We start from the raw sequence: 14,008 nt of genomic DNA on the forward strand, positions 1-14,008 counted from the left end.
ACAGTGGTGCCGACGCTATTCGGCAGGATCCAGACGCGATGGTTCCTGCTCGCCGTCGTCGGCGGCGTGGTGACCGCGCTGGTCACTCCGGTGCTCCCGGCCGGCGGCCCGCTCGGTCAGCGGTACCAGGCGACCTTCCTGGTGCTGGTGACCGTCGCGGTGCTCGGAACCGGCTGGGAAATCATCTATCACTTCCTGATGCAATGGCGTTGGGAAAAGGACTGGCCGACACTGTTCGGGCTGCTCACGCTGGTGCCGGAAGGAATTCTGGTGGGAGCGCTGGCGATCAACGACTCGATTCCCCGGCTGCCCGGCCCGGTGCCGGCGTCCGCGTTCATCATCCATTTTCTGATCGTCTGGATAACGGTGTGGGCGGTCGCCAACGGACCCATGCGCGTGCCGTTCATCCGGTGGCGCTTCCGAGGCGGGAGGCTAGTGTGAAAACGACCCCTGACGAGACCATCAACGGGGTATCGGCCGAGCCGGTATCGCCGGACCGGGGAGTGGTCGCCCGATACGGCGACTTCACCCTGCTGTGCGACTGCGAGCCGGGGCAGCACGCGAAGGTCGGCGCGCTCCTCGCGGTGCTCGCCGAGGCGGCGGCCGGCGACGCCGACGGCTGGGACCTGTGCTGCCGGCTCAACGAGCTGGTCGAGGCCACCGGCGAGGACGGCGGCCTCCCCCCGCTGGGCGCGGTCGGGAAGGTCGGCGACGGCATCGCCGGCATCGTCCACGGCGGCGCGGAGCTGCGGGTCGGCGTCAACGGCCGCGAGATGCGGCTGGGCGGCGACCCGGTCGCCACCGACCGCATCGTGGTCGAGCCGGCCGACACGGTCCGGATGACGATCGGCGGCCGTGCCGTGGAGGTCCCCGACCGCAAGCCCTTCGAAATCGTCCACGGTGACGGTGCCGCGCCCGACCCGATCCGCGGCCAGGCCGAGCTCGAAATCGTTCGCGACGTAGACACCCCGAAACACCAGACCGACCAAAACCCCAACCCCGAGCCCCCACAAAACACCAGCACCGCCGCCCAGGACGACGGCGCGGCCGATACGGCGCCTGCGGCTAGCGTGGGCGATGATGGGCTCGCGGTCGGGGTGGACGAGGCGGCGCAGCGGGTTGAGGACTGCGTTCGCGTGCTCGGTGTGCACTGCAAGAACGCGCACTTCAACGACCCGGAGGTCGGCTACTGCACCGTGTGCGGCATCTCCATGGCGCAGGCGGTCCGCAATCCGGCGATGGGGGAGCGGCCCCAGCTCGGGGTGCTCGTCTTCGACGACGGGATGACCGTTCCGCTCTGCACGGACCACGTGATCGGCCGTGCGCCCGACAGGGACGACGCGGTCGTCGCGGGCTCGGCCGGTCCGATCACGCTCAATGATCCGCTGGTCTCCCGGGTACACGCCAGGATCGAGCTGCGTGACTGGCAGGTCCATGTCATCGACGCCGGTTCGGCCAACGGCACCTTCGTGCGCCAAGGCAACGACGCGTCCTGGAGGCGGTCCGCCCCGGGCGAACGATCCAGGCTCACCCCCGGAACGGCGGTGGCGTTCGGCCGGCGGGTGGTGCGTTACTACACGCATCGGGACCGTTAAAAGTCACGGTCTTCTGGAGTGGAGACGGCAGAGCGGGTTGACCCTCTCGGCCGTCTCTGCTCCTTTTTCGTCAATGGCGGTGGAAACGGTGGAGTGACTGTGGTGCGACGCCTCATCAGGAATATTCCGAAAGGTACGCACGTAGTCCAGCCTGAGGGAGCAGGCCGATGGACAACAGTCAGAGTGGTCAGCCGCCGTTCGCGCAGCAGACCCAGCACATTCCTCCGTTCCAGCACGTTCCTCCACCCGGCTTTCAGCCGCCCGCCGATCCGGTGTTCGGGCAGCCGCCGGCACCAAGGCGGGGGCATGGAAGGACCGTCCTGCTCGTGGCCATCGGGCTCGCCGTCGTGCTGGTGCTCGGCTTCATCGCGGGCACCATCGCCTCGGGCGGCTCCAACGCGCTCTCCCAGAACGCGGCGAACCAGCTCACGGCTCCGGACGGCGCGGACGAGTCCGGGCAGCCCCCGGCGCCGTCGAGCCCCGCCGCCGCACCCGGCGGTGGATCCGGTTCCGATCTCCGCAAGGGCGCCGTCTTCATCCAGTCGAACGCGGCCACGGGCAACGAGGTGGCGGCGTTCTCCCGGGCCTCCAACGGGAAGCTCCGGGAGGTCGGCCGGTACCGGACCGGCGGCAACGGCAGCGGCAGCTTCGAGGACACCGCGCACGGCATCGTGCTCGGCACGCCGTTCGGCGAGTCGTCGCCGCAGCAGAACCTCGACGGGGCGCAGCTGCTGTTCGTCACCAACGCGGGCAGCAACAGCGTCAGCGTGTTCCGCGTCAACGCCGACAGCCTCGAACTGGTCACCCACCAGCCCTCCGGCGGTGAGAAGCCGATCAGCCTCGCGGTCAGCAACGGGATGCTGTACGTGCTCAACAGCGGTGAGCTGGACGACCGCTTCGTGCTGCGGTTCCCGGACGTCATGCTCGACAACTGCGCCCACGGCGACCAGCCGAGCGTGACCGGCTTCAGGATCAGCCAGGAGGGCTCGCTGAAGCCGATCCCGAACTCGCGGCGGACGCTGAGCGGCAACCAGAAGTCCGGCTGCGCGCAGATCTCCTTCACCCCGGACGGCAGGAGGCTCATCGCCACCGAACGGCTGGCGAGCCTGGCCGGACGGGAGCCGGACCGGGGCGCGATCGTGACGTTCGACATGGCCTCGAACGGGACGCCCGGTGCCAAGCGGGTGCAGGACACCGCCGGTGTCGGGCCGTTCGGCTTCGCCTTCACCAAGGACGGGACGCTGCTGGTCACCGAGCAGAACCGCGCCGAGCCGGGGAAGGGAACGATGAGCAGCTACACCGTGCTCGGCGACGGGACCCTGAAGCCGGTCAGCAAGGCCGTGCCGAACCAGCAGGCCGACACCTGCTGGGTGGTGCCGACGGCGGACGGGCGGACCGCGTTCGCCTCCAACGCCCTCGGTGAGGGGACCATCTCCTCGTATTCGATCGACGACACCGGAGCCCTGAAGCTGCTGCGGGCGTCGGCCACCACGAGCGGCGACGACGATGACGACCATCTGCAGAGCGGCACGTTCGACGTGGGCCTGTCCCGGGACAGCCGTTACCTGTACGCGGTGAACGGCCACTTCGGCACCTTGCAGGCGTTCGAGGTGAAGGAGGGCGGCAGCCTCGAGTTCATCGAGAACCACAAGGTGTTCAACGTGGTTCTGCCCGAGGTCGGCGGCCAGCTCCCCCCGTTCGGGATCGCGGTCTACTAGCCGACGACGTTGATGGGAGAGGATCATGAGTGATCTCCTCAGGCGCCACCGGCTTCTGGTCGTTTCGGGCGCCCTCGCCCTGGCGGTGGCCGCCGCCCTCGGACTGGCGCTCTTCCAGCCATGGAAGCTCTGGGTCGACCAGAGCGTTGACGAGGCCGCTCCCGTGGTCGCCTCCGACCCCGCCGTGGACAGCGGCGAAAGGTCCGCCAGATCAGACCGGCCGGACGGGTCCGCAGGGCCCACCGGCTCCGCCGGGTCCACCGGACCGCAGGAGCTCTTCAGCACGAACGAATGGAACTCGGTCTCGCACGGGCAGACCACCGGAAAGGTGAAGGTCTACCGGCTGGCGAACGGCGACCGGGTGCTCCGGCTGGAGAACCTGAAGACCTCCAACGGCCCGGACCTTCGGGTGATGTTGTCGAAGGGCGGCTACGAGACCCAGCACGACCTCGGCCCTGACCGGCTTGAGCTCGGAAGGCTCAAGGGCAACAAGGGCAGCTCCAACTACACCGTCAAGCCGGGCACCGACCTGAACGAGTACAGGTCGGTCGTCGTCTGGTGCAAGCGGTTCGACGCTGTCTTCGCCGCGGCGCCGATTCGAGCGTGAGCGCGGCCATGTGACGACCGCCGGCGCGCGCAGTGTTCGGCCGGACCCAGCTCGGGTCCGGCCGAACACGTGTCTTCGCGCAGGTGGATCGGGCACATCCTGCCGCGGCCGTCCGCCTGGATCACCCGCCGGATCGTTCCACGGACGCCGCTGTGACGGCCGGCTCACGGGGTGGCCACGGCGCGGCTCGCATGCTCGTCCCATGACGGTTTCCGTGAGGCTCACCCATCCCCAACGCCGGATGTGGTTCCTGCACGCCATGGAGCCCCGGCGAACAGACCTGACCATCGCCTGCGCGGCCCGGCTGAACGAGCCGATGGCCGTTGCCGAGCTGCAGAGGCGGCTCGGAACCGCCGTCCGCGCGCATCCCATGCTCTCCGTCAACGTGACCGAACGGGACGGGCGGCCGGAATGGCTGGCCGTCGACGCCGAGGACGCGGTCCGCAACGCGCTCTCGCCGGCGATCAGGGCCGACGGCATGGACCACCTTCGCCTCCTTTACACCCGGTTCGCGGGGCGCCCGTGGGATCTCGGCCGCGACGTTCCGTGGAGCGTGCAGCTGGTGTCCGTCGGAGAGGACACGTGGCTGTTCTGCCGGTTCCACCATCTGATCTGCGACGGTGACCGGTCGATCCGCCTGTTCCTGGACGCGCTGGCCGGCGAGACGGGTTCGCCGGTCGATCTCGACCGGCTGCTCGCCGAGCCGCAGCCGCAGCCGGAGCCGCAGCCGGAGCCGCAGCCAGATACCGACCGCGGCGAGGGCGCGATCACGGACCTGACCGAGCAGATCACCGAGCTCGGCGACGTGCGGGAGCGGATCACCGAGACCGCCCGCGACGGCGTCGCGCGCTGGTCCGGCCTCTGCGACGAGACCGGCGAGCCGTCCGGCAGGGAGGCCGGGCCGTTGCTGCTTGAGCGCCTGCGCGCCGCGACGGCGCCGCTGACCGACCGGCAGTTGCTGGTCGCCGTCCCGTTCGACGGCTGCGCCGGCCCGCAGGAAGACCAGATCGGCTACTTCGGGAACCCGGGGCTCGCGCTGCTTCCCGCCGATCCGGCCGAGGGCTGGCCGGAACACGAGTACGAACGCGCGGCACGGCTCGCCGCCGTCCCGTTCCAGCAGGTCATGGCCGACCCGAGGTTCCGGTCCCTCGCACCGGTGGAGAACCCCTTCGACATCCTGCTCGTACCGAGATCGTTGTTCGCCTACCGGTCGTCCCTCGTGCGCTCGGTCACCGAGCCGGTGGCGAGCCGTACGCCCTATGCCCTCACCGTCAACCACTGGCGCGACGACCAGGGAGCTCTGCGCTTCAGCGTGGAGTCCCCGGTCTTCGAAGAGCCCGTGCTGGAGTTCCTGGGGCGGCGGATGCGCACGGCGGCGGCCGGCGAGCCGAGCACGCCCGCGCCCGCGCCCGCGTCCGGGGCCCGTCTCCCGGCCCCGGACGTGGCGGACGTGATCCAGCGGGTCGCGGACGTGGTGGCCGAGCACGGCGGCGAACCCGCGCTGGAGACGCCCGGCGGCCGCCAGATCAGCTACCGCGAGCTCTGGGCGTCCGCGTCGCGGCTCGCCCGGCTCCTCACCGACCACCTGCACGACGGCCGCCGCACCGTCGCCATCGCCGGGGACAAGCATCCCAACGAGATCGCCTGCGTGCTCGGCACCCATCTGGCCGGCGGGACCACGCTGCGGCTGGATCGCGACCCGGACGCCACCCGGCGCGCCCTCAGCGACATTCCGGGCATCGCCGCCGTCATCCATCTCGACGACGAGCACACCGCCGACCCGCCGGAGGCGGCGCGGCAGGCCCCGCCGCAGGACGGTCCCTTCGGGCCGTACCGGCTGGTGCTGGCCGACGGGCCCGAGACGCCCGAGGCGGGATCGTCGCCGGCGTTCTACATCACCCTGACCTCGGGGTCGACCGGCGAGCCGAAGCCGATCCCCTATCCCCGCCGGGAGTTCAGCTCGCTCATCGACTGGCATCTGCGGACCATGCCCGGCAAGCGCCGGATGCTGCAGTTCTCGCGGATCTCGTTCGACGTCGCCTACCACGTCATCTACGCGACCCTGTGCGGCGGCGGCACGCTCGTCCTCGCCGACCGCGCCATCCGGGAAGACCCCCGCGCTCTGCTTGAGTACCTCGCCACGGCCCGGATCGAGAAGCTCTACCTGCCGACCGTGTTGCTGCAGCCGATCGCGGAGACCGCGGTGGCCGGGGACCGGCCCATGCCCGCGCCCGTGCTGCGGGAGGTCTTCGTCGCCGGCGGCAGCCTGGAGATCACCGACGAGATCCGCGCGTGGTTCGAGCACACCGGGGCGCACCTGCTCAACCACTACGGCATGTCGGAGACCCAGGACGTCACCAGCCATCTGCTGGCCGGGCCCCCGGCGGACTGGCCCCGGCACCCGGCCGCGGGCCTGCCGGTGGACGGCGTCGAGATCCGGATCGTCGGTGGCCGCGGGCTCGAACTCCCGTCCTCGCTCAGCGGGTCGGTCGTGGTGCGGACGCCGGAGGGGGAGACCACGACCGGGGACGTCGGCTACCGGGACCGCGACGGGCTGCTGCACATCCTCGGGCGGGCGGACCGGGTCATCAAACGGCGTGGCTTCCGGGTGAACCTGCACGCCCTGGAAGCCGAGGTGGCGGGCACCGCAGGCATCGCGGAGGCGGTCGCCGTCACCTACGCGACCGCCCAGGACCCCGCCTCGATCGCCGTGATCGCCACCGCGCGGGAGGGCGGCGGCCCGGTGGACGCCGCGGACACCGCCGAACGGATCGCGGCCACCCTGGGCGACGGCTACGAGTTCGAGCTGCGCCTCGTCCCGGAGATCCCGCGGCTGGCCAACGCCAAGCCCGACCTCGTACGGCTCGCCGCCATCGCCCAGCAGGCCCATGACGAGGCCCGTGCCGGCGCCCCGGCGGGAGAGGACCCGGAAGGCTCGGTGGTGCTGGAGGCGGTGCGCGACCTGGTCGGCGACCCGGCGGTGGACGAACGCGCGCGGTTCCTCGACGCCGGGCTCGACTCGATCAGCCTGATGACGCTGGCCGCCCGGCTCCGGCCCGTCTATCCGCGGGTGTCGATCGTCGACTTCTTCCAGCATCCGACCATCGGAGACCTGCAGCGCGCCCTGGACCGGGCCGCTCCGGGCGACGCGTCCGCCGGTCCCGGCCGGACGCGGGCGGGTTCGCAGGCCGTGGCAGTGGTCGGCATGGCGGGCCGATTCCCCGGCGCGCCGGACGTGGACACCCTCTGGGCGAAGCTCCTCGCGGGGGGCTCGGGGCTGACGACGACGGGCCCCAGGACCGGCGCCGGAAACGGCCCGGCGACGTTCGTCCCGGTGAACGGCGCCCTGGCCGACGCCGACCAGTTCGACCACCGCTTCTTCGGGATGACACCCGCCGAGGCCCGGCGGACCGACCCGCAGATCCGCGCCTTCCTGCAACTGTGCTGGGCGGCGCTGGAGGACGCGGGAGAGGCGGCCTCCGTCGCGGACAAGAACGTGGGCGTCTTCGCCGGCTGCGGCCTGAGCACCTACCTCATCAACGAGATCGAGCCGGAACGCCAGGCCACCGATCCGTCCCCGTTCCTGGAGCACAACACGCTCACCGAGCGGCTCGGCAACGACCGCAACTACCTGTCGTCCACGGTGTCCTACCGGCTCGGGCTCACCGGCCCCAGCGTCGTGGTGCAGGCGGCCTGCTCCACCTCGCTTGCCGCCGTGCACATGGCGCGGCAGGCGCTGCTGAACGGCGAGTGCGACGTGGCGATCGCCGGAGGAGTGTCGATCATCTCCCCGCAGCCGGACGGGTACGAGTACGTCGAGGGCTCGGTACGGAGCAGGAGCGGGGAGTGCCGCCCGTTCGACCGTGACGCCGACGGCACGGTCTTCGGCGACGGCGCCGCGGTCGTCGTGCTCAAACGGGCCGAGGACGCCAAGGCCGACCGCAACACCGCCTACGCCGACCTCATCGGGAGCGCGGTCAACCACGACGGCGCCGTCAAGGCCAACTTCAGCGCGCCCAACCCCGCCGCGCAGACCGCGGTGATCAATGCGGCGCTGCGGTCCGTCGGCCGGCCCGTGCCGCTGGACTTCGTCGAGGCGCACGGCACCGGTACCGCCGTCGGCGACGCGATCGAGTGGCAGGCGCTCGCCGCCTCCGAGGTCACCGCCGCGGAGCACGCGGGCCGCCGCTGCGTGGTCGGATCGGTCAAGAGCAACGTGGGCCACCTGGACGAGGCGGCGGGCGTCACCGGGCTCATCAAGGCGTGCCTGGCCGTCCGCGACCGGGTCTATCCCGGGACGCGCGGCTTCAGCTCGCTGAATCCGCAGCTCACTGACGACGACCGGTTCACCGTGTCCGCCGGCGACACCGCGTTGCCGGGTGAGGACCGCGTCCACGCGGGAGTGAGCTCGTTCGGCATGGGCGGCGCCAACTGCCACGTCGTCCTGAGCTCGCCCGACCCCGCGCCGCGCGAGGAGGCGGAGACCGTCGCGGGCCGGACCGCGCCGCTGTACCTGCCGGTCAGCGCCAGGTCCGCGGACTCGCTGACCGCGACGTCCGACCTGCTGATCGGCCACCTCGGCGACCACGCCGGCTCTCTGCGGGCCGCCGATGTCGTCCGCACGCTCAGCTCCGGACGGAGCCACTTCACCGAGCACCGCGGCGTGATCTGCCACGACCCCGCGACCTGCGGCCAGGACCTGGCGGCGGCGGCCCGGCTGCACACACCGGTCACGCCGCCCGAACGCGGGCGCGGCTCCGACGACCGGCCCCTTCAGATGGTCTGGGCGTTCCCGGGCCAGGGGAGCGGGTTCTCCTGGGACGCGGTGAACGAGCTCGGCCACTGGCCCGCGTTCTCCCGTACCTTCCGCACGACGCTCCAGGAGTTCGAGGAGCTGCTCGGGCCACGCGTCTTCCAGGCCCACGTCGGGCGGTGGACGGGAGAGCCGGGCACGCTGATCGAGGTCCCCTCCGAGGGCGACTGCGCCGGCTCGTGCACCGTCCGGGAACAGGTCCTGCAGTTCTCGTTCCAGTTCGCCCTGGCCCGGCTGCTCGGCTCGTTCGGCATCGTCCCCGACGCCGTCGTCGGCCACAGCCTCGGTGAGATCGCGGCGGCGGCGTGCGCCGGGCGGATCTCCGAGGGGAGCGCGCTGGCGCTGGTCGCCGAACGCGCGCGGCTCATGGAGTCGGCACCGGCCGGGTTCATGGCGCAGCTCAGCTGCTCGGCCGAGGAGGCGGCGGCCATCGCCGAACCGCTCGGCCTGGACATCGCGGCGATCAACGGTCCGCGGCAGACGGTCGTGGCCGGTGGCCGGGCGCTGGAGACGCTGACCCGCGAGGCCGAGCACAACGGCATCGGCGTGACGCCGCTGAAGGTCGGCAAGGCGTTCCACAGCCGCCTGATGAGCAAGGCCGCCGAGCGGCTCACGCCGCCCGATCTGGGGCCCGTGAGCCGCCGGGCGTCCGTGGAGTTCGTCAGCTCGCACGCGCGCCGCGCCGAAGGCCGCGGTCCCGAGGACCCCGCCTACTGGACGTCCCAGCTGACCTCACCGGTCGACTACGTCGCCGCGTGCCGGGACCTGCTCGCCCGAGGCGACCGGATCGCCTTCGTGGAACTCGGCGTCAAGTCGGTGCTGTCGAACCTGCTCCGCGCCGTGGCGTCCGACGACGGCGCCGCGCCGCCCGCGCTGGTACGCGACATGCGCGAGTCGGTGTCGCAGTACGTCGGCCGGGTGATCGCGGCGGCCTACCAGGCGGACGCGCCGCTCGACTGGTCCGCGATCAACCAGGTCCCCGATGGCGCCCTGTGCCCGCTGCCGACCTACCGGTTCGCCCCGACGACCGTGCGGCCGTACCGCTCGACGGTGTCGACGGCGCAGCCGAACGCCTCGGCGAAGCCGGTGGAAGCGAACGCCGACGCGGACGCGCGCACCCTGACGTCCGAGCTGTCACCGGACCACGACCAATGGATCCTGCAGCACCAGGTCGACGGCCGCTACGTCGCTCCGGCAGCCGGGATCGTCGTGCTGCTCGCCAAGGCGGCGCAGGCACTCGGGCTCGCCGGACCCGTCGTGTCGCTCTCGGACATCGCCTTCGAACGGCCGGTCGTCTTCGAGTCACGGTCCCAGCGGCTCGAAGCCAGGGTGTCGGCGGGAGCCGGACCACCGCACGAGCTCGCCCTGTCGGTCCGCCCGGCGGGAAACCAGGACGGCGATCAGGACGGTGACTGGGTCCGGGCCGCGTCGGCGGTGCTGGAAACGGCGGTCCCGTGCTCGACGTTCACTCCGGGGGGATTCGAGCCGGCGGGCCGGCCGATGGCGGTGGACGAGCTCTACCGGCGGTTCGAGTCGCAGCGGCTCGCCTACGGCCCCGCCTACCAGGGCCTGCGGGAGCTGACGGCCGACGGCACCGCCGTGACGGCGGCGTGGGAGACCGGGGCGGGCACCGGAGACCAGGCCGGCGTCGGGGTCGAGCTCGACGTCGCTGCCGCCATCGACGGGATCTTCCAGGCCGCCGACGTGCTCGGCGCGGACAGCGAGGTCATCCGGATGCCGGCCTACCTGGCCGGAGCGCGGCTGCGGCTCGACGGGCCGCTGTCGCGGACCCAGCGCGTCCGCGCGAGCGAGAGCGGGGACGGCACGGCCTCCGGCGCGTTGCGCGACGACCGGACCGGGGTACTCGCCGAGCTGACCGGCATCCGGTTCCAGGCCGCGCCGCCGGTCACCGCCATCGCGCACACGCTGCGGTGGCACGAACGAGTTGCGGTGGGCGCCGACCTGCCCACCGAGACGGCATCGGAGATCGAAGGCATCTCGCGGTGGTTGTCGGCCCCCGATCCGGAGGTCACCGAATACCAGCGGCAGCTGTGGCGGCTGGAGAACCAGGCGCTGCTGACGTTGCGCGACAGCCGGGCCGCCGACTACGTCCGGTCCCATGACGTCTCCGACCCCGTGGCCGTACGACGCGCGCGGGCCTTGGCCGACCTCCTCGAACGGCCGATCCCTGACGGCGAGACCCCGGCGGAGACCGCCGGCGACAAGGTGACCACCGAACAGTCGATCCTCCGGCACTGCGCCGGCTCGCTCGACGCGTACTTCGGGGGCGACCTCGACGGCGAGGCGGTGCTGTTCAGCGGCGACGGCCCGGAGCTGCTCCGGCGCTACTACCAGAGCTCCTTCGTGCTCGACCGGATGAACGAGGCGCTGAACCGCGTCGTCCGGAGCGCGGGCAAGGCGGCAGCGGGCGGCCCGCTGAAGATCCTTGAGGTGGGCGGCGGCACCGGGGCCTCGGCCGACGGCGTCCTGCGGACGCTCACCGACAACGAGATCGCGTTCGACTACACCTTCACCGATCTCAGTGAGGGCCTCGTGCGCCTGTCCCGGCGGCGGTTCGAGCATCACCCCGGCTTCCGGGCGTCGATCGTGGACCTTGATTCCGACGCGTCGGTCGGCGCGCTCGACGACGACTACGACCTCGTGATCGCCGTTGACGTCGTGCACGCCACCAAGGACGTCGGCCGCACGATGGACCGGCTCCGCGGCCGGCTCCGGCCCACCGGGATGGTCCTGCTGGTCGAGGATCTGCGGCCGCTCGCCTGGGTCGACCTGACCTTCGGGCTCCTGGACGGCTGGTGGTCGTTCGACGATCCCATCCGTCCGGCGCATCCGTTGCTGCCGGCCGAGCGGTGGCGGGCGCTGCTGTCCGAGCGGTTCTCCCACGTCGAACTGCTGCGGGCCTGCGGCGGGCTGCCGCTGGAGGAGCTCGCGGCCGACGAGGGACTGTTCGTGTGCGCCGCGCCCCGGCAGGACCGGCGTTCCGACCGCGACGGCACCGTGCTGGTGAGGACGACGTCCCGCGAGACCTCCGGTGACCTGATCGGCCGGATCGGCGCCGAGCTCGACTCGGCCGCGCCGGAGCCCGCCACCCTGATCCTTGACCACGACGACGACGGCGTCGCGGCCGGGCCTGACCAGGCCGAACGGTGGGCCGACACGCTGCTCCGGGTCGTACGGGCCGCCGAGGAACGCCCATCGCTGCGCGACCTCGTCATCCGTACCACCGGCGTGGTCACCGAGGACGGCCCGGTGCCGCTCACCGCGGGCTCGATGGCCGCCGCGCTGGCGCGGGTCGCCGACTCCGAGGGCCGCAGGGTGAACGTGGTGTCGCTCGCCGCCGACGAGCCCGCAGACCACGACACGGTCGCCGAGCAGGTGGCGACGTTCCAGCGGTACCGCCGAGACCAGGTCAACGGCGTGATCGCCGGCGGACGCCTGTACCTTCCCCGCCTGGTTCCGGCCGACTCCGACGCCGACTCCGCCGATGGGGGCGACGCCGTCGGCCCGGCCGACCACGACGCCGCGGTGCTGTTCGGCGGCGAGAGCGGGATCGCCCAGGCCGTCACCGGCTGGCTGCTGCGCGGCGGGGGAGTGCGGCGGGTCTACCTGGTCGGCAGGTCCGCCCCGCGCGAGCCCACCGTCGAGTTCCTGGACGCGATGCGCGCGGACGGCGCGGACGTGCGCTACCGGATCGCGGACGTCGGCGAGCTCTCCGAGGTTCGTGCCATCGCGCGCGAGGTGTCCGAGGACTCGGCCAGACCACTGGTGCTGAACCTCGGGGCGGTGCTGAAGGACGCCACCATCGACGGTGCCGCCGACGACGACGTGGCGGCCGTCCTGCGGCCCAAGGTGCGGGGCAGCCACAACATCGAGGCGGCGTTCGGCGGCCAGGACGCGACCGTGGTGCTGTTCAGCTCGACCAGTGTGCTGCTGGGCAATGCCGGGCAGGCGGCGCACGCGATGGCCTGCGCGTACCTTGACGGGCTGGCCGCCGCGCGCCCGGCGGAGCCCGCGCCGCGGACCGTGTCCGTTCAGTGGGGCCCGTGGGCCGATGTCGGGATCACCGCGCGGCTGGGCCTCAACGAACGGCTCCGCAGGTCCGGTGAGATCCCGCTCGCTCCGGCGGTCCTGCTGCCCGAGCTCGGCCGGGCGATCCGTTCCGGCGCCGGGACGGTGGTCGCGGCCGACCTGAGCTCGGCCGCCCTCCGGCGGCGGCCGTTCCTGGCCGGGCTGCTGCCCGCCCTGCCTCCGCCGGCCACGGCCGGGCATGGAGCCGACGGTGCCGCCACGCGGGAGGCCGAGCCACCGGCGACCAACGGCACGACCGGTGGCGATCTCGTGCAGCGCGTCGTGGCGAACGTTCTCGGCGTCGCGCCGGGCGAGGTGGATCCCGGGCTCGACCTCACGGAGAACGGCGTGGACTCGCTGAACCTGATCGAGGTGCGGTCACTGATCGAGCGGGAGAGCGGCGTCCGCGTGCCGCTGAACGAACTGTCCGACGCCGTCTCGCTTGAGGCGATCCGCGACATCATCACCCCCTCGCGGTCGGCGGCCGACCGGACGTTCTTCTACGTGGCCGGGATCTTCGGCCACGCGGACGGCGCCCCAGACCTTGAGCAGGCCCTCGACGGCACCGCCACCCTGCTGACGCTGGCCTCGCCGACCCGCCCCGTGGGCGCGGCCGGACGCCTCGACGTCGTCGAGGTCGCCAAGGATCTCGCCGACGAGGTGGAGCGGGCGCAGCCCACGGGGCCGGTGACCGTCGCCGGGCACTCGTTCGGCGCGATGCTGGCCTACTCGGTCGCGGTCGAGCTCCGCCACCGGGGACGGCACCTCGAACGGCTCGTCCTCATCGACGGCGAACCGGTCGGCTCCCTGGCGATCTCGCCGGTGGAGGCCACCGCGGACACGGCGGAGCAGGAGTTCACCGCCCTGCTGAACCTGAGCTCGGAGCGGCCGCTCACGGGCGGCAGCCGGGCGCAGGCGTTCGACGACTACCGGGCCAACTGCGAGATCGCCCGCTCGACGCAGGTGATCGACGAGCTGGAGTGCCCGATCGTCATCGTCCTTCCCGACCACCACATCGGCGTGGGCATAGCCCCGCCGCGAGTCCCCGAAATACGCCAGACGGCGCTCGACAAGATCGGAGGTACGTCAGTCGACATCGTCAACGTCCCCGGTGACCATTTCACGATGCTGCGGTCCCCGAACGTCGAACAGCTCATCACGCACATCGGAATCACCAACCCGTGAA

At 72.1% G+C, this 14,008-nt stretch carries 5 protein-coding genes; all 5 read left to right on the forward strand.

Features of this window, described 5'->3' with window-relative positions:
* Positions 1 to 3: 3 nt before the first annotated feature.
* The 5 genes from ABD333_RS06310 (at position 4) to ABD333_RS06330 (ending at position 14,007) form a co-directional block, all read left to right on the forward strand.
* Positions 4 to 441, forward strand: a complete 438-nt coding sequence (locus ABD333_RS06310; protein ID WP_344538505.1) for a hypothetical protein — start codon at positions 4 to 6, stop codon at positions 439 to 441.
* The gene (locus ABD333_RS06315; RefSeq protein ID WP_344538507.1) at positions 438 to 1,595 is read left to right on the forward strand and encodes an FHA domain-containing protein; all 1,158 of its coding nucleotides are present in this window, start codon (positions 438 to 440) and stop codon (positions 1,593 to 1,595) included. Before ABD333_RS06310 ends, ABD333_RS06315 begins: the two co-directional genes overlap by 4 nt.
* Before the next feature lie 167 nt (positions 1,596 to 1,762).
* Positions 1,763 to 3,313: a beta-propeller fold lactonase family protein gene (locus tag ABD333_RS06320; protein ID WP_344538508.1), complete on the forward strand. Its 1,551-nt coding sequence runs from the start codon at positions 1,763 to 1,765 to the stop codon at positions 3,311 to 3,313.
* Between the two features lie 25 nt (positions 3,314 to 3,338).
* Positions 3,339 to 3,920 (forward strand): DM13 domain-containing protein, encoded by a 582-nt coding sequence (locus tag ABD333_RS06325; RefSeq protein ID WP_344538510.1) that lies wholly within the window; start codon positions 3,339 to 3,341, stop codon positions 3,918 to 3,920.
* A gap of 202 nt (positions 3,921 to 4,122) precedes the next feature.
* Positions 4,123 to 14,007, forward strand: coding sequence for a beta-ketoacyl synthase N-terminal-like domain-containing protein (locus ABD333_RS06330; protein WP_344538512.1), 9,885 nt, complete (start codon positions 4,123 to 4,125; stop codon positions 14,005 to 14,007).
* Position 14,008 lies beyond the last annotated feature (1 nt).

The sequence above is a fragment of the Actinomadura fulvescens genome, assembly GCF_039533225.1.
Lineage (GTDB): Bacteria > Actinomycetota > Actinomycetes > Streptosporangiales > Streptosporangiaceae > Spirillospora > Spirillospora fulvescens.

What these genes read in the sequence shown, in the direction of transcription:
- ABD333_RS06320 (WP_344538508.1), top strand. Translation starts at nt 1,763, where the DNA reads ATGGACAACAGTCAGAGTGGTCAGCCGCCGTTCGCGCAGCAGACCCAG.
- ABD333_RS06325 (WP_344538510.1), top strand. Translation starts at nt 3,339, where the DNA reads ATGAGTGATCTCCTCAGGCGCCACCGGCTTCTGGTCGTTTCGGGCGCC.
- ABD333_RS06330 (WP_344538512.1), top strand. Translation starts at nt 4,123, where the DNA reads ATGACGGTTTCCGTGAGGCTCACCCATCCCCAACGCCGGATGTGGTTC.